Here is a 16,615-nt window from a genome sequence, read left to right as displayed (position 1 = left end):
CGGGTCAACGAGCGGCAACATTCCCCGGCGTCCGGTGGGCCACGCGGCGGCGGTGATTCGATGGACATTCTTTGCAAGGGCTGCCGAAAACGAGTCCAGGACTAAGAGCACCTCAACAATGGACAGGCCCGGCAAAGGCCCTTGACCAGGGCGTTTTACGTCTACTCCGGCCGATCATCCTGTCTGTGGACAGGAAGCGAGGTCGAGCGATGCCGCCAGGGCTCAACACCGGGGACTCGGCCTGGGTGCTCGTGAGCGCCGCCATGGTGCTGCTCATGACGCCCGGCCTGGCCTTCTTCTACGGTGGCATGGTCCGCGCCCAGAACGTGCTCAGCATGCTCTTCATGAGCTTCGTCTCGATAGCCCTGGTCACGATCCTGTGGTTCGGCTACGGGTACGGCCTCGTCTTCGGCCCCGACGTGGGCGGCGCCGGAGTGATCGGCTTCGGCGACCTGCGCTTCGCCGACATCACGCCCACCATGCTGCACGGCCGCGTCCCCACCTACGCCTTCGCGCTGTTCCAGCTCACCTTCGCCATCATCACGGTGGCCCTGATCAGCGGATCGGTCGCCGGCCGGACCCGGCTCGGGCCGTGGATCGTCTTCTCGATCGTCTGGGTGACGCTGGTGTACTTCCCGATCGCGCACTGGGTGTTCGACCGGCAGGGCTGGATCAGCCGGTGGGGCGTGCTCGACTTCGCCGGCGGCCTGGTCGTCGAGCTGAACTCCGGCATGGCCGGCCTCGCGCTGGCCCTCGCGCTCGGTCCAGGCGTGCGTTTCCGCAGGAAGGAGCCGCCCCGGCCGAGCAACATCCCGTTCGTCATGCTCGGCCTGGGCCTGCTGTGGTTCGGCTGGTTCGGCTTCAACGCCGGCTCGGCCATGGCCGACGGGAGCATCGCCGTCAACGCCTTCCTGACCACCATGATCGCCGGTTCGGCCGGGATGCTCACGTGGCTCGTCATCGAATGGTTCCGGTACCGGCACTTCACCCGGCTCGGCTCGGCCACCGGCGCGCTGGCCGGACTGGTGGCCATCACGCCGTCCTGCGCGTACGTCAACTCCGAGGGCGCCCTGATCATCGGCATCGTGGCCGCCGTCGTGGTGTCGTTCGCGGTGACCTGGAAGCTCGTCCTCGGCTACGACGACACCCTGGACGTCGTCGGTGTGCACGGCGCGGGCGGCATCGTCGGCACGGCCCTCATCGGCCTGCTCGCCACCGGCGTCGGCGCCGGCACGACCAAGGGCCTGTTCTACGGCGGCTCGATCCAGGTGCTGCTCAAGCAGATCGCCGCGATCATCGTGGTCGCGCTCTACTCCTTCATCGTCACCTACCTGATCGGCCGGGTCGTGGACCGGGTCTGCCGGATGCGCGAGACCGAGGCCGAACAGCTCGCCGGCACCGACGCGCAACTCGGGACGGAGGACTGATGGCCGCCACCCGGCATCCGGCCCGCGCCCTCGCCCTGGTGGCGGTGGGCGGCGGCGTCGGCGCGGTCGTCCGCCACCTGCTCACCCAGACGCTGATGGGCGCCGACCATCCGCTGCCCTGGCCCACGCTGGTGGTCAACGTCGTCGGCTGCCTGCTGATGGGCCTGCTCACCGGCGAGCTGACCCGGCACCCGCTGCACCGCATGCCGGTCAAGGCGCTGCTCGGCACGGGCTTCCTGGGCGGCTTCACCACCTTCTCGCACCTGGTGGACGGCGTCCGCGAGCTGACCGTGGACGGCGCGGCCGGCTGGGCGGCGGTCTACCTCGTGCTCAGCGTCGTCCTGGGCCTGGGGGCCGTCTGGGCGGGCCTGAAGCTGGGCGGCCGGCGGTGATCCTCGTCCTGGCGGTCTTCGTCGGCGGCCTGATCGGCGCGCCCGCCCGATACCTCGTGGACGCCGGGGTCACCAAGGCGGCCGGCAAGGCGATGCCCTGGGGCACGCTGGCCGTCAACGTCATCGGCTCGGCCGTGCTCGGCGTCCTGATGGGCATCGCCTCGCGCGACTCCCTGCCGCCGGCCGTGCTGTCGCTGGTCGGCACCGGGTTCTGCGGCGCGCTCACCACGTTCAGCACCTTCAGCACCGACACCTGGAAGATGCTGGCCGCCGGGTCCACCGGCCGGGCGCTGGCCAACATCGCCATGAACGTGGTGCTCGGCCTGGCCGTCGTCAGCCTCGGCTACCTGCTCGGCAGGGCGCTGGCCGGCTGACCGGAAGGAGGCGGGAACGCCCATGACCGTCCCGTCCCCGTGGGAGCGGGCCAAACGGGCCCTGGTCGGCCGCCCGCTGCGGACCAAGCACCTGGAGCGGCAGCTCCTGCCCAAGCGGCTGGCGCTGCCCGTCTTCTGCAGCGACCCGATCTCGTCGGTGGCGTACGCGACCGAGCAGATCATCATGGCCCTCACCCTGGGCGGCCTCGTCCTGCTGCACCTGACCGGCTGGATCGCGGCGGCCATCGTGGCCATGCTGGTGATCATCATCGTGTCCTACCGGCAGACCTGCTACGCCTACCCGGGCGGCGGCGGCGCGTACGTCGTCAGCCGGGAGAACCTGGGCGTCAACGCCAGCCTGGTCGCCGCCAGCGCGCTGCTGGTCGACTACGTGCTGACCGTGGCCGTCTCCGTCGCCGCGGGGGTGGACGCCATCACCTCCTACGCGCCCGGCCTGAACCGCTGGTCGGCGCCCCTGAGCGTGGCCTGCGTCGCGCTGCTCACCCTGGTCAACCTGCGCGGCACCCGCGAGTCCGGCCGCGGGTTCGCGGTGCCCACCTACGCCTTCATCGCCACGGTCTACCTGATGTTCCTGGTCGCCGCCTGGCGGCTGCTGACCGGCGAGCATCCCCGCGCGGTCAGCGCCGACTTCACCATCGAACCGCTCTACCAGCCCGTCGGCTTCGTCGCGGTCTTCCTGGTGCTGCGCGCGTTCGCCTCCGGCTGCACGGCGCTGACCGGGGTGGAGGCGGTCAGCAACGGCGTCCCCGCCTTCCGCCGGCCCAAGAGCAGGAACGCGGCGAACACCCTGGCGATCATGGGCGTGCTGTCGGTCACCATGTTCACCGGCATCACCGTGCTGGCCCTGCTCACCCACGTGCGGATGACCGACCCCGACCACCCCGGAAGGCTCGCCGGGATGCCCGCCGGGTACGTCGAGCCCACCGCCCTGGCCCAGATCGGCGACGCCGTCCTCGGCCGCGGCGTCCTGTACGCCCTCCTCCAGGCCAGCACCGCGGCGATCCTGATCATGGCCGCCAACACCGCCTACAACGGCTTCCCCATGCTGGCCTCGATCCTGTCCGCCGACTCCTACCTGTCCAGGCAGCTCCACAAGCGCGGCGACCGGCTGGTGTTCAGCAACGGCATCCTGCTGCTCGCGACGGCCGCGGCCGTGCTGCTCGTCGTCTTCGACGCCAACAGCTCCCGGCTCATCCAGCTCTACATCATCGGGGTCTTCATCTCCTTCACGCTGAGCCAGGCCGGCATGGTCCGGCACTGGCGGCGCACCGGCCCGGGGTCGCCCGGCGTACGCCGGCGGCAGGCCGTCAACGCGACCGGCGCGACGGTGACCGCCGCCGTCCTGGTGATCGTCCTGGTGACCAAGTTCATGAACGGCGCCTGGCTCGTCTGCCTGGCCATCCCCGGGCTGTTCGCGCTCATGAAGGGCATCAGGCGGCACTACGACCAGGTACAGGCGGCCACCACGCCCGACACGCCCGTCGAGCTGCCCGCCGGCGCCCACGCCATGGTGCTGGTCTCCCGGCTGGGCAGCCCCGCGCTCCAGGCGGTCGCCTACGCCGCGGCCACCCGTCCGGCCGGGCTGGAGGCCGTGCACGTGTGCACCGACGACGAGACGACCCGCGAGCTGCGCGAAGGATGGGAGCGGTACGCCCCCTCCTCCGTGCCGCTGACGATGATCGACGCGCCCTACCGGACCACCGTGGGCCCGATCCTGCGGCACGTGCGCGACCGGCTGGCCCTGCACCCCGGCCACATCGTGACCGTCTACATCGTGGACTACGTGACCGGCCACTGGTGGGAGCCGGCCCTGCACAACCGGCTGACCGCCCGGCTGCGCGACCAGCTGCTGCTGGTCCCCGGGGTGATGGTCACGCTGGTGCCCTACCGGCTGGCCTCGGGCGAACGCCGCGCCGAGCGCCGCCCGCGCCTGCCCACGCGCCTGGCCGTCCTGGCCATGCAGCCGACCGACGACGCCCCCACCTCCGCCTCCGACGCCGACGACGGTTAGGCGGCGGCCCTGACGACGTGCATGAGCTCGGCCAGGACCTCGGTGTTGAGCTGGTAGGCCAGCCGCACCTCGCCGATGATCCGCCGCTGCTCGCGCTCGTCGAGTTCCGCGCCGAGGGCGTCGAGCCGCGCCCGGTACTCGGTCTTGAACCGCGGCAGGCTGCCCACCTCGTCGAAGATGTAGAAGTCGACGCCTCCGCCGGCCTGGTAGCCGAAGATCTTCTGCAGCTCCATGCGGATGAACTGGCCGCCCGACAGGTCGCCGAGGTAGCGGGTGTAGTGATGGGCGACGTACCCGCCGGGCCAGTCGGCCATCTGCTCGATGCGGGCCTGGAGGGTGCGGGTGGCCTTGGAGGGGGTGACGCGCTCGCGCCAGGCGGGGCCGTAGATCGTGGCCAGGTCGCGTTCCAGGGCGGGCTCGCGGTAGAGCTCGGGGAAGACGAAGCGGCCGGCGACCGGGTGGTCGGCCAGCTCCTTCGAGACGCCGTCGAGGGCGAGGTAGGCGAAGTAGTGCTGGGCGACCATCTCGCCGTACTCGTGCTCGCTCAACCGGCCGCCCATCAGCTCGGCGAGGTAGCCCTCGGACTCGGCCGACTCGTGGTCGCCCCAGGTGGCGGCCCTCAAGGTCTCGGAGAACGACGTCGTCACAGCACTTCCTCAACTCGCGCGACTGTTTCTGACACAGTGTCACAAACCCTCGAAGGCTCCGTCAAGGCGATGACGACAGCATGTCAGCAAAACTCGCCTCGCCGTTCATCTACCCAGGAAGAACGAACTCAAGAGGACACACCCCGCGAGGCCCCCGTCGCGTACAGTCGCGGACGCCAAACGGTCCGCTACCTGGAAAAATCGCTCTAACATACGGTGACACCGTCACTCGCTAGCCAACCCAGGAGTGATCTTGACCGTCCAAGCCGATGCCGCCAGGCGACGCATTGAAGACCTGCTCCGGCAGCACGAGGAGCAGATCCTCGCCCGCTGGGTGCAGATCGCCAAGGCCCCGTCAGGCGAGCTCCTCGACATATACCGGGCCTTGCGGTCCGCGCTCGACCAGGGCAAGGGGGACCTCGCCGACGTCCGCGGCCTGCTCGCGGAGCTCTCCCGCACCCGCGCCCGCGCGGGCCACGCGCCGGCCGACACCGCCCGCGCCGTCTTCGGCCTCAAGGAGGCCCTGTACGAGGTCGTCGAGGCCGACGGTGAGGCCGAGGCCCTGCGCGGCTTCATCTGGTTCTCCCGGCTCATCGACGACCTGGGCCTGCTCACCTTCGAGATCTTCTCCGACGCCCGCGAGAAGATCATCCTGGACCAGGCCGAGCAGCTGCTCGAACTGTCCACCCCGGTGGTCAAGCTCTGGGAGGGCATCGTCGCCGTCCCGCTGATCGGCACCCTCGACTCCGCCAGGACCCAGGTCGTGATGGAGAAGCTGCTGCAGACCCTGGTCGACACCGGGGCCGAGCACGCTGTGATCGACATCACCGGCGTGCCCGCCGTGGACACCCAGGTGGCCCAGCACCTGCTCAAGACCGTGGTGGCCGCCAGGCTGATGGGCGCCGAATGCGTCATCTCCGGCATCCGCCCGCAGATCGCGCACACCATCGTCACGCTCGGCATCGAGTTCGGCGACATCGTCACCAAGGCGTCGCTGGCCGACGCGCTCGCCCACGCCTTCAGGCGCAGCGGCGTGCAGGTGATCCGGTCGCACAACGCCCGGATCGCCGTGCGGGCGGAGGACGCCTGATGCAGCGGGTGCCCGTACTCAAGCTCGGCGACATCCTGATCGTCTCCATCCAGATCGACCTGGAGGACCAGAGCGTGCTGGCCCTTCAGGAGGACCTGGCCGATCGGGTCGTCGCCACCGGGGCCAGAGGCGTGATCATCGACATCACCGCGGTGGAGATCGTCGACTCCTTCATCGGCCGCATGCTGGCCACCATCGCCACCATGTGCCGCATGCTGGACGCCCAGACGGTCGTCGTCGGCATGCGTCCCGCGGTGGCGATCACCCTGGTCGAGCTGGGCCTGTCGCTGGGCGGTGTGCGTACGGCGCTGAACCTGGAGAAGGGAGTGGCGCTCCTTGACCACGTCAGGGGCGCCGACAGGTGACCGAGACGATGACGATCGCGGGCAGCGCGGACGTCGTGATGGTCCGGCAGGTCGTACGGACCCTCGCGATCGAGGCGGGGTTGTCTCTCGTCGACCAGACCAAGATCGTCACTGCGGCCAGTGAGCTGGCCCGCAACGCGCTCGTCTACGCCGGCGGCGGCGACGTGCGCATCGACCTCGTCGAGAACGGCAGGAAACGCGGCCTCAAGCTGATCTTCAGCGACGAGGGCCCCGGCATCCCCGACCTCGACAAGGCGCTCACCGACGGTTTCACCACCGGCGGCGGGATGGGCCTCGGCCTCGGCGGCTCGCGCCGGCTGGTCGACGAGTTCGACCTGATCTCCGCCCCCGGCAAGGGCACGACCGTGACGGTGACCAAGTGGGCCAGGTGACCCCGGCCTGGGTGCGCGCCGAGGACCCGAGCGCCGTCGGCGCCGTCCGGCGGCAGGCGGTCGCGCTGGCCGAGGTGGCCGGCTTCGACACCACCCGCACCGGGCAGATCGCCGTGGCCGTCAGCGAGGCCGTGTCCAACCTGGTCAAGCACGCCGTGGAGGGCGTCGTCCTGGTCCGGCCGCACCCCGAGGCCCCGCTCGGGGTGGAACTCGTCGCGGTGGACAAGGGCCCCGGCATGGCCGACGTGGCCCGCGCCCTGCGCGACGGCTACTCCACCTCCGGCACACTCGGCATCGGCATGGGCGCGATCGCCCGCATCGCCACCGGATACGACGTTCACTCGGTGCCCGGTATGGGCACTGTGCTCGTCATGCATTTCACTGCTGAGGGCACGCCCGGCCCGCCGTTGCGCGCCAGCGGCCTGACCCGGCCGATCGGCGACGAGGTGAGCTGCGGGGACGGCTACGCCATCGCGGAGAACGGCGAGACGACGACGGTGCTGCTGTGCGACGGGCTGGGCCACGGCCACATCGCCGCCGTCGCCGCGGACACCGCCGTCGAGCTGTTCGCCCAGGTCAACGACCAGGAGCCGCTGTCGATCCTGGAACACCTGCACCGCGGGCTGAGCGGGACCCGCGGCGGCGCCGTCGCGGTGGCGAGGGTCGGGCCGGACACCGTCACCTACGCCGGGCTCGGCAACGTCTCCGGCTGGGTGGCCGACGCGACCGGCCGGCAGGGCATGATCTCGCTGCCCGGCATCGCCGGCCACCAGGGACGCACCCTGCGCCAGTACGAGTACCGCATCGCCCCGTACGCCACCGTCGTCATGCACTCCGACGGCCTGACCGACCGATGGGACCCCGGGAACGTGCCGGGGCTGTTCGCGCGCACCCCCGCGGTCATCGCGGCGGGCCTGCTGCGCGAGGCCGGCAGCAGGCGTGACGACGCCTGCGTGGTGACGGTGAGGCCCGGCAATGGCGGGAACTGAGCTCGTCAGGATCGGCCTCGACACCGACCAGGACGTCTTCGTCCTGCGCCGGCTCGGCCGGGCCGCCGCCGAGCTGGTCGGGCTGGAGTCGCAGGACCAGATCAGGGTCGCCACCGCCCTCAGCGAGGTGGGCAGGGAGGCGTTCGGCAAGGGCGCCGCCGCCGTGATCACGCTCGGCCGCGACGTGCTGCTGATCAGCATCCGGCACACCAGGCCATCCGGTTTGGACCGCTCCGATGGCGTGACACTGGCCGGTCGGCTCGTGGACGACATCACCCTCGGCGACGGCCACGTCACGATCACCAAGCGGCTGCGGCCACGGGCGGCCGCCGTCCCGCTGGAGTCCATCCGCGCGGGCCTCGCCAAGCTGGCCCCGGTCAGCGCGCTGGAGGAGCTGCGCGAGCAGAACAGGGAGCTCGCCGAGACCCTGGAGGACGTGCTGCGGCTCAACTCCGAGCTGCAGGAGACCAACACCGGCGTGCTGGCCATGTACAACCAGCTCTCGGCCGAGCTGGAGGAGACCAACAGGGGAGTCGTCGCCCTGTACGCCGAGCTGGACGAGAAGTCCACCCAGCTCCGCGAGACGATCGAGGCGCGCAACCGCTTCTGGGCCACCGTCAGCCACGAGCTGCGCACCCCGCTGAACTCCGTCATCGGCCTGGTCCGGCTGCTGACCGGCCAGGGCGGCGAGCCGCTGACCGAGGAGCAGATCCACCAGATCGGGCTGATCGGCGACTCGGCGCAGACGCTGCTCGAACTCGTCAGCGAGCTGCTCGACATGGCCAAGGCCGAGTCCGGCCGCCTGGACCCCCAGCCCACGCTGGTCAACCTGTCCCGGATGGCCGGGCAACTGCACGTCACCATGCGTCCCACCAGCGAGCGCGCCGGGGTGACGCTGAGTCACGAGATCGCTCCGGAGGCCACCGAGCTGTACGCCGACGAGAGCATGTTGATCAGAATTCTGCGTAATTTGCTCTCGAACGCGCTCAAATTCACGCAAAGCGGGCAGGTAGTGCTGGCCGCGCATGCCGACGAAGCCAATGGCGAGATCGTCATCACGGTCACCGACAGCGGCATCGGCATCTCGGAGGAACATTTGAGGCGCGTGTTCGAGGACTTCTACCAGGTTCCCGGCTCGCTGCAGGTCAGGGCAAGGGGCACCGGCCTCGGCCTCCCGTACGCGCGCAGGCTCGCCGAGGCGCTGGGCGGCACGCTGGAGCTCGCCAGCACCCAGGGCGAGGGCACCGTCGCCACCCTGCGGCTGCCGCACCAGATCGGCACGCCCGAGCTGGAACGCGTGCTGATCGCCGACGACGACGAGGTGTTCCGCGCCAGTGCCCGCCGCATGCTCTACGGCTTCACCGTTCATGTGGACGAGGCCGCCGACGGCGCCGCCGCGCTCGACGTCATGGCCGCCTCCCCGCCCGACGTGATCCTCGTCGACCTGCTCATGCCCCGCGTCGACGGCAACGTCCTGCTGCACCAGATGGCCGAGGACGAGCGGCTGAGCGGCATCCCCGTCGTCATCGTGACCATCGCTCCGCAGCACGCCCCCGGCAATTGGCCGGTTCTGTCCAAGCACGGGCTGCGCAGGGAACACCTCCTGCAGGCCATCCGCAGCGCCCGCCAGGGCGAGAACGGCGGTGCTGGAGAGGACCAGGATGTCTGAGTCCGCACGCGTGCTGGTGGTGGACGACACGCCCACCAAGCGCTACATCCTGTCGAGCTGGCTGCGCCGCTCCGGGCACCAGGTGCTGGAGGCGAGAGGCGGCGAGGAGGCACTCGGCATGCTCGCCGCCAACCAGATCGACCTGGTCGTCCTCGACGTCCGCCTGCCCGACATCGGCGGCTACGAGGTCTGCGAGCTGATCAAGGCCAACCCGGCCACCGCCTCCATCCCCGTCATCCAGGTGTCGGCCAACGCGATCACCCCCGCCGACCGCACCGAGGGCCTGGAACGCGGCGCCGACGCCTACCTGAGCGAGCCCATCGAGCCCACCGAGTTCGCCGCCACCGTCGAGGCCATGCTGCGTTACTACCGGGCGCGCTGGCGGGCCGAGCTGATGGCCGAACGCCTGGCCAAGCTGGCCGAGGTGACCCTGCGGATGAACGAGGCCGAGACGTTCGACGAGCTGCTGACCGTGGCCGTGGAGGGCACGGCCGAGGTGCTCGGCCGCTACTGCGGCACGCTCGCCGTGCTGCCCGACGGGCGGCTGCGGCGCTACCGCGCCCGGCCCGGCGAGCCCGCCGCCGCCCAGGCCGCCGCCCCCGACGTGCTGGACCGCCTGTCGAAGCTGGCGCTCAAGGACGCCGCCAGGGCCCGGGTGTTCACCCTGGACAGCACCGAGTGGCAGGGCCTGCTGCCCGACGTGCGCGCCGAGGGCTCCACCACCGGCGTGCTCTGCCGTACCAAGAACTCCCCGTCGCCGGTCTACCTCGGGGTCGAGGCCGTCTCGCCGCTCGACGCCGACGAGGTCAACCTGCTGCGCCAGCTCGGCCAGGAGCTGGCGCTGGCCCTGGGCGCGCTGCGCGCCTACACCGAGGAGCACGACATCGCGCTGACCCTGCAGCGCAGCCTGCTGCCCAGCCGCATCCCCGAGGTGCCGGGCCTGCAGGTCGCGCTGCGCTACCAGCCCGCCGTGGACAACGTCGAGGTCGGCGGCGACTTCTACGAGGTGCTGCAGGTCGACGGACGCGTGCTGGTCGCCGTCGGCGACGTGGAGGGCCACTCCCTGCACGCCGCGACCGTCATGGCCGAGGTGCGCCACGCCCTGCGCGCCTCGCTCATCGCCCAGGTGGACCTGAGCGCCTCCCTCGACCTGCTCAACCAGATGATGCGGCGCTACCACCGGGGCCTGACCGCCACCGTGTGCCTGATGCTCATCGACCCGGCCACCGGCGAGATCGAGCTGGCCAACGCCGGGCACATGCCGCCGCTGTTCGCCGGGCCCGGCAGCTCCTACCACACGCTGGGGAACCTGCTGCTCGGCGCGGTGCCCGAGCGGTACCAGGTGGACCGGCTCAAACTGCCGCCCGGCGGCACGATGATGTTGTTCACCGACGGGCTGCTGGAGGACCGGCACGTCCTGCTCGACGACAGCATGGAGAAGGCCAGGCAGCTCGCCGAGACCGTCGAGGACGACCTGGAGGACTTCGCCGAGCGCATGCTGGCGGCGTTCGGGGCGCGCGAGGACGACGTGGCGCTGGTCGTCGTCCGCCGCACGCCCGACGCGGACTCCGCCGGAACCTGACCGCGCAGTCCCGGCGGCCTCTTGGGGCCTCCTGGGGGCGCGTCAGCGGGTGTAGCGGTGCTTGGCGCCCGGCGGGAAGTACTCGGCGTCCCCGGCCTCGCGCAACCGGATGAACGGCATCTGCTGCGCCACCGGCACGTAGTTCGCGAACTCGCTGTTCAGCCGCAAAAGCTGGGCCAGGATCGAGGCGCCCACCGCCTGGGCGACCTCGTCGGAGGGCTTCTCGCCGGGCATCAGCTCCACCGTGACCGTCAGATGCCGGTCGTGGTCGGCGTCCTCCGCCACCTCCATCACGAACTTACCCGTCACCGACCCGCTGACCTCGGGCTGCTCCAGCCCCACCGCGATGTTCTCGGGGTAGACGTTCGCGCCGTAGTAGGACAGCGTGAAGTGGCTGCGGCCGAACACGTAGACGAACGGGTGGCGCGGGCCGGAGGCGGCGGCCCTGAAACCGTGCCGTTCGGCGAACTCCAGCATGCGCTCGTACGGGATCACCCCGCCCTCGTCGGCGATGTGGTACCGGATCAGGGGGACGCCGTTGTCGCCGGAGAACAGCAGCGTGCCCTCGTGCTCCTCGAAGAAGCGCACCCGAGGGTCGTACTGCACCAGGGTCGGCAGGCGGGACTCCCCGAACAACTTCCTGGCCGTGTCCGGACGTCCGGCCAGGAAGCGGCGCAGCTCGACCGAGAGCGGGGTCTCGTTGCCGAGCACCCCGGCGTCGGCGGTGCCGTACAGGGAGGCGATCCCGCGCACGGGGTCGGCGATCCCGGCCCGTTCGGCCACCAGCGTGCGCCACTCCTCGCTGAACACCTCGCCCGCCGTGACCAGCTTGACGTTCCAGTCGGGCCAGGGGAGCGGCTCGGTGTCGATGACGTTCTTCAGGAACGGCGGATAGCCCAGCAGGACCACCTGGTCGAAGTGCGGCGCCAGCTCCGGCAGCACCCGGGTGATCTCCCTGCGGTCGGTGCCCGGCGCGACGACGGTGATCGGGTAGCCGCGCTCGGCCAGGTGACGGCAGCACTCGATGGTGAACAGGCCGCCCACCCAGGTGCCGAGGGCGAAGCAGACCACGGCCAGCGTACGGCGTTCGCGGGCGTCGAAGGAGTCCCGGAAGACCTCCTCGAAACGGGCGGCGATCACCCGCTCGTCGGCGACCGAACGCGGCCAGAACGACGGCGTACCCGTCGAACCGGACGACACGGCGATCATGTCCCCGATCACGCCGTCCCGGCAGAGGTCGGGGAGGGGGTGACGGCGGATGTAGGCGTCCTTGGACGTCATCGGCAGCCGCCTGAAGTGCTCCGGAGCGGTCACGCTCGCGGGCTCGACCCCGTGCTCGGCCAGGAACGAGCGATAGGCCGGCACGGTCGCGGCCACCTGATGAAAGAGCTCAAGGGGATCCATGGGGTACGCGCGGCCGTCCGCCCAGAACCCCGGCCCTGAACGCCCACCACGCCTCCTCCCTCCACTGATTGATCGTCTCCACCCCCATGGTGACACCACCCTCTACGCCCGACACCCCTCCACCCCCCCGCCCCCTCCGCGCTCGGCACTGCCGGTTGCAGCTGAAGCTGTCGGCGTTCAGGGTGAGCTGTCGGATTCCGCCTTCGGCTCCGATCTTGGTGAGGGAATGCTCAGCCATGACGGCGCGGGGACTCCTACCGATGAGGTGAGCCGGCTTACGGCTGTCGTGCAGGCTTCCTGAGCACCTCGGTGAGGGCCGAGATGTTCTGATCGCCGTAGCCCGCCTCAACCGCCCGCCTCACCAGGTCATGGAGCGGGGCGAGCCAGGTCGTGTCGACGTTCGTCTCCCTGGCCAGGTCCTCGTCGTGGGCCGCCGCCGCCAGGAACAGGTTCACCGAGGAGGCGGCGTCGGTGTAGTCGCCGCTGTCGATCTCCTTGGCGTAGATCGGCAGCAGGGACTTGATCATGTCCAGCCACTTGCCGGCGAAGCGCACCATCGTGTTCACCTCCAGCCCGCGCGCCTGGACCGCGGCGGCGCCCTGGAAGAAGCCGACGAGTGCCGGCAGCAGCATGGCGCCCACCGCCATCTCGTACAGCGCGGCCAGGTCGGCCTCGTCGCCGAGGTGGACGGTGTCGCCACCCAGCACCTTCAGGGTCGTCTCGAACTCCTCGAAGACCGCCTTGTCGCCGCTGTAGTACAGCAGGGTGTCCGGCGCTCCCACGGCCGAGGGCACGTTCTTGACCGCGCCGGCCAGGACCCGGGCGCCATGGCCGATGGCCCAGGCGGCCGTCTCTCGGGCGCCGGCCGGGGAACCGCTGTTGAGGGTGACCAGGGCTCGTCCGCGCAGCGACGCGCCGGTGGGCCGCAGTGCCACCCGGGTGTCCTCGAAGGAGGTCAGGCAGGTGATGACCAGGGGACTTGCCGCCACCGCGTCCTCAATGGCCTCCGCATGTCTGGCTCCCATGGCGATGAGGGGCGCGGCCTTGGCGGCGGTCCTGTTCCAGACGGTGGTCGGGTGTCCGGCCTTGACGAAGGCCTCGGCCAGTGCTGTGCCCATGGAGCCCAGTCCGATGACGGTCACAGGTGTCAGGTTCTTCGCGGTCATATGCATGCTCCAGCCACAGAGATGAGGAGATGGGCGCGCTGTAGTGGAGACCGTTGTGGTCTGGCGCGGGCCTGTTCCATGCTGGCTGGAGCGCCTGCATTCTCTCAAGTACCTACATTTTTGCCGGGTACTGACATAAATGTAAGCATAGGTCGGTGAAGGAGACGAAGAAGCGGACGTTCACCTGCGGTCTCGACGCCGCCATCGCTGTCATGGGGGGCAAGTGGAAGGGACTGATCCTTTTCGCGCTCCAGGATGGTTCCCTGCGCTTCGGGGAGTTGCGGCGCGCGGTGCCTGGCATCAGCGAGCGGGTGCTGATCCTGCAGTTGCGGGAGATGCAGACCGCCGGGCTGCTGCATCGCGAGGTCTATCACCAGGTCCCGCCGAAGGTGGAGTACTCGCTCACCGAGTTCGGTCATTCACTGAACACCGCGATGGCGCCGCTCGGGGAGTGGGGCGAGGAGCACGTCGAGCGCATCGAGGCCATTCCGTGGGACCAGGTGGGGTGAACGTGAGCGGATGGATCGGCAGGCCTCATCACCCCCTGCTTCACCCTCCCGCCGCCCGCCCCTCTCCCCTCCGCGCCCGCGTGCGCCCACTTCCGCGCCATGGACCTTCGCGTTCGCGCACACCTGTCTTTGCGCAGCTCCGCCTCGATGTGCGCATGCGTTGGCATCCCCGCGTCAGCGCCCGTTCGCGGGGCCTGCCGTACCCTGTGCCCGCCGTACCCCCGCCCGTGGGGCGCTGTACGGCCGGTGTCGCTCGGCGGCTTCCGTCCGCAAGGGGCGGTGGGGTTACTCGCCTGGGCGGACGAGGCCGGTTTCGTAGGCGAAGACGATGGCCTGGGCGCGGTCGCGCAGCCCGAGTTTCGTCAGCACCCGCCCCACATGCGTCTTGACCGTCTGCTCGGCCACGAACAGCTTCTGGGCGATCTCCTGGTTGGACATGGCCTGGGCGACCAGGATGAGCACCTCGGTCTCGCGCTCGGTCAGCTCCTCCGGCCGCCGGCCCGACGGCGGACGGGGACCGCCCAGCCGGGCGAACTCGTGGATCAGCCGCTTGGTGATGGCCGGCGCGATGAGCGCGTCGCCGGCCGCGACCACGCGGACGGCCTCCGCGAGCTGGGCCGCCGACGCGTCCTTGAGGAGGAAGCCGCTGGCGCCCGCCCGCAGCGCCTCGTAGACGTAGTCGTCGAGGTCGAACGTGGTCAGGATGAGCACCTTCGACGCCGGGCACGCCGCCAGCAACTCCCGGGTCGCCTCCAGCCCGTTCATGACCGGCATGCGCACGTCCATCAGCACCACGTCGGGGCTCAGCGCGACGGCCCGCGTCACCGCCTCGCGGCCGTCGGCGGCCTCGCCCACGACCTCGATGTCCGGCTGGCCGCTCAGGAACACGGTGAACCCCGTGCGGACCATCCCCTGGTCGTCGGCGATCAGCACGCGGATCACGCGGCACCCTCCCTCTTCCCGATCGGCGACCCGATCGCTGACTTGATCGGCGACTCGGTCGGCGGTTCGATCGGCAGCTCGGCGCTCACCTGGTAGCCGCCGCCCCGCGCGGGCCCGGCGTCGAGCGTGCCGCCGAGCAGCGCCGCGCGTTCGCGCATGCCGACCAGCCCCTGACCGGCTCCGGGAGCGGCGGCGGGGGACCGGCCGGGGCCGTTGGCGACGCGCAGGCGCAGCGTGCCGTCGTCGCGGGTGATCTCCACGGTGACGCTCGACCCCGGCGCGTGCCGCATCGCGTTGCTGAGCGACTCCTGGACGATCCGGTACGCCGACAACCCCACCGCCTGCGGCAGCGGCCCGATCGGCCGCCGCAGGCCGACCTCCACGGTCAGCCCCGCGTTGCGGGCGTTGCCCACCAGCTCCTCCAGCCGGTCGAGGCCGGGCTGCGGCGCGGTGTCGGTGCGGCCGTCGGGGTCGCGCAGCACGCCGAGGACCTGGCGCAGCTCGGTGATGGCCTCCAGGGACAGCGCGCGGATCTCGGCCAGCCCGGCCTCCAGCTGCGACGGGTCGCCCGCGGCCCTCAGCGGCACGGCCTCCGCCTGGATGGCGATCACCGACATGTGGTGGGCCACCACGTCGTGCAGCTCGCGGGCGATGCGGGCGCGCTCCTCCAGCACCGCGTGCGCGCCCTCGGCCTGCCGGGTGCGCCGCTCCTCCTCGATGAGCCTGGCCGTGGCGTTGCGCCGGGCGCGGACGTTGTAGCCGAACAGCAGGACGATCCCGGCCGCGCCCGCCACCACGGGCGCCGAGTCGGCGTCGACGGCCAGGCACAGCAGGACCGTGATGATCCCGGCCCCCAGCGTGATGCGCCGCTCGCAGCGCACGCCCACGGAGTAGAGCGCCAGCAGGTACGCCAGCCCCACCGTCATCGGGTAGGGGGCGTAGCCCTCGTCCCGCCCGATCGTGACCTGGGCGTAGACGGCGACGGGGGTCAGCACGACCGCCGCCCGCCAGGCCGCCAGCGGCCACCGGTTGCGCAACGCCACGGGCAGGCCGGCGGCCAGGGCCGCGAGCACGACGACGCCGCCCCAGAGCGGCAGGGGAGCGCCCGGCGTGGCGGCGGCCTGCTCGTTCCAGTCCGTGACCGTGGACAGCGTGACGCCGAACAGCTCAACGGCGATCAGCAGCTCGGCCACCTGCAGCAGGCTGAACGTCTGGACCGGGACCAGCGGCGCCAGCCACCGCGGCACCGGCATCCGCAGCCACCGGGAACGGGGCCGCGGCGGAGGATCGGCGCTGCCCGTGAGCAGCGCGAGCGTGAACGGCCGCAGCACGGCCGCCGACACCCGGCCCAGCGCGATCACGAACCGCACGGCCGCCCCTCCGGACGATGCCGCGGGCTCACCGGGCGGGCCGCCGGGAGCCGGGGACGCGCCGGCGCGCGCGTCGCCCGGGAGGGCGGGAGGCGCGGAGCGGCCGTCACGGTGATTCACCTGGTCAAGGATACGGACGGCCGGGCGGCCCGGCATCAGACCCAGGTTTGATAGCGGTGTCACTCTCAGGTATCGCTTACATCATTACGATCGCCGTGAGCGAACATCGGCAAGGTTGGGAACAACAGCGCGCTCTGATGAATTG

General features: G+C 70.9%; 16 protein-coding genes. 11 read left to right on the top strand and 5 right to left on the bottom strand.

Annotated elements, in window-relative coordinates:
• Positions 1-209 precede the first annotated feature (209 nt).
• The 4 genes from ACIA8R_RS38760 to ACIA8R_RS38745 are packed head-to-tail and all read left to right on the top strand — an operon-like array spanning position 210 to position 4,225.
• Positions 210-1,427 carry an ammonium transporter gene (locus ACIA8R_RS38760; RefSeq protein ID WP_364094608.1) on the top strand — a complete coding sequence of 406 codons (1,218 nt, stop codon included), beginning with the start codon at positions 210-212 and terminating at the stop codon, positions 1,425-1,427.
• Positions 1,427-1,819: a CrcB family protein gene (locus tag ACIA8R_RS38755; protein ID WP_364094605.1), complete on the top strand. Its 393-nt coding sequence runs from the start codon at positions 1,427-1,429 to the stop codon at positions 1,817-1,819. The genes ACIA8R_RS38760 and ACIA8R_RS38755 overlap by 1 nt, the downstream gene beginning before the upstream one ends.
• Positions 1,816-2,193 carry a fluoride efflux transporter CrcB gene (gene crcB, locus ACIA8R_RS38750; protein ID WP_397042512.1) on the top strand — a complete coding sequence of 126 codons (378 nt, stop codon included), beginning with the start codon at positions 1,816-1,818 and terminating at the stop codon, positions 2,191-2,193. The genes ACIA8R_RS38755 and crcB overlap by 4 nt, the downstream gene beginning before the upstream one ends.
• A gap of 22 nt (positions 2,194-2,215) precedes the next feature.
• A complete protein-coding gene (locus ACIA8R_RS38745) occupies positions 2,216-4,225 on the top strand; it encodes an APC family permease (RefSeq protein WP_364094599.1) in 2,010 nt (669 codons plus the stop codon).
• Here the strand turns inward: ACIA8R_RS38745 and ACIA8R_RS38740 are convergent.
• Positions 4,222-4,872 carry a biliverdin-producing heme oxygenase gene (locus ACIA8R_RS38740; RefSeq protein ID WP_364094596.1) on the bottom strand — a complete coding sequence of 217 codons (651 nt, stop codon included), beginning with the start codon at positions 4,870-4,872 and terminating at the stop codon, positions 4,222-4,224. The two genes, ACIA8R_RS38745 and ACIA8R_RS38740, sit on opposite strands and share 4 nt — an antisense overlap.
• A 247-nt stretch (positions 4,873-5,119) precedes the next feature.
• On the opposite strand from ACIA8R_RS38740, the gene ACIA8R_RS38735 reads away from it, so the two are divergent.
• Genes ACIA8R_RS38735 through ACIA8R_RS38710 form a run of 6 tightly spaced genes read left to right on the top strand, consistent with a single transcriptional unit; the run spans position 5,120 to position 10,959 of the window.
• Positions 5,120-5,962, top strand: coding sequence for an STAS domain-containing protein (locus ACIA8R_RS38735; RefSeq protein ID WP_364094593.1), 843 nt, complete (start codon positions 5,120-5,122; stop codon positions 5,960-5,962).
• Entirely contained in the window at positions 5,962-6,327 is a 366-nt protein-coding gene (locus ACIA8R_RS38730) for an STAS domain-containing protein (RefSeq protein WP_357695774.1), read from the top strand. Before ACIA8R_RS38735 ends, ACIA8R_RS38730 begins: the two co-directional genes overlap by 1 nt.
• A gap of 8 nt (positions 6,328-6,335) precedes the next feature.
• Positions 6,336-6,719, top strand: a complete 384-nt coding sequence (locus ACIA8R_RS38725) for an anti-sigma regulatory factor (RefSeq protein WP_357696075.1) — start codon at positions 6,336-6,338, stop codon at positions 6,717-6,719.
• The gene (locus ACIA8R_RS38720) at positions 6,707-7,708 is read left to right on the top strand and encodes an ATP-binding protein (protein ID WP_397042511.1); all 1,002 of its coding nucleotides are present in this window, start codon (positions 6,707-6,709) and stop codon (positions 7,706-7,708) included. The genes ACIA8R_RS38725 and ACIA8R_RS38720 overlap by 13 nt, the downstream gene beginning before the upstream one ends.
• Positions 7,695-9,377, top strand: coding sequence for a hybrid sensor histidine kinase/response regulator (locus tag ACIA8R_RS38715; RefSeq protein WP_397042510.1), 1,683 nt, complete (start codon positions 7,695-7,697; stop codon positions 9,375-9,377). The genes ACIA8R_RS38720 and ACIA8R_RS38715 overlap by 14 nt, the downstream gene beginning before the upstream one ends.
• Positions 9,370-10,959 (top strand): fused response regulator/phosphatase, encoded by a 1,590-nt coding sequence (locus ACIA8R_RS38710; RefSeq protein WP_357695780.1) that lies wholly within the window; start codon positions 9,370-9,372, stop codon positions 10,957-10,959. Before ACIA8R_RS38715 ends, ACIA8R_RS38710 begins: the two co-directional genes overlap by 8 nt.
• 42 nt (positions 10,960-11,001) lie before the next feature.
• Here ACIA8R_RS38710 and ACIA8R_RS38705 read toward each other — a convergent pair whose 3' ends face one another.
• Positions 11,002-12,324, bottom strand: coding sequence for a phenylacetate--CoA ligase family protein (locus tag ACIA8R_RS38705; RefSeq protein WP_397042509.1), 1,323 nt, complete (start codon positions 12,322-12,324; stop codon positions 11,002-11,004).
• Between the two features lie 314 nt (positions 12,325-12,638).
• The gene (locus ACIA8R_RS38700; protein WP_397042508.1) at positions 12,639-13,505 is read right to left on the bottom strand and encodes an NAD(P)-dependent oxidoreductase; all 867 of its coding nucleotides are present in this window, start codon (positions 13,503-13,505) and stop codon (positions 12,639-12,641) included.
• A gap of 179 nt (positions 13,506-13,684) precedes the next feature.
• Here ACIA8R_RS38700 and ACIA8R_RS38695 point away from each other — a divergent pair, with 179 nt between their 5' ends.
• Positions 13,685-14,038: a winged helix-turn-helix transcriptional regulator gene (locus tag ACIA8R_RS38695; protein WP_397042507.1), complete on the top strand. Its 354-nt coding sequence runs from the start codon at positions 13,685-13,687 to the stop codon at positions 14,036-14,038.
• A gap of 285 nt (positions 14,039-14,323) precedes the next feature.
• Here the strand turns inward: ACIA8R_RS38695 and ACIA8R_RS38690 are convergent, their stop codons facing one another.
• Together ACIA8R_RS38690 and ACIA8R_RS38685 are read right to left on the bottom strand one after the other, a co-directional pair.
• Complete coding sequence (locus ACIA8R_RS38690) at positions 14,324-14,980, bottom strand: response regulator transcription factor (protein ID WP_357695788.1); 657 nt, start codon at positions 14,978-14,980, stop codon at positions 14,324-14,326.
• A complete protein-coding gene (locus tag ACIA8R_RS38685) occupies positions 14,977-16,470 on the bottom strand; it encodes a sensor histidine kinase (RefSeq protein WP_397042506.1) in 1,494 nt (497 codons plus the stop codon). Before ACIA8R_RS38685 ends, ACIA8R_RS38690 begins: the two co-directional genes overlap by 4 nt.
• Between the last annotated feature and the right edge of the window lie 145 nt (positions 16,471-16,615).

The organism is Nonomuraea sp. NPDC051191 (assembly GCF_044455665.1).
Lineage (GTDB): Bacteria > Actinomycetota > Actinomycetes > Streptosporangiales > Streptosporangiaceae > Nonomuraea.
The sequence above is the reverse complement of the archived record's forward strand: the minus strand, read 5'-3'. Positions and strand labels throughout refer to the sequence as shown.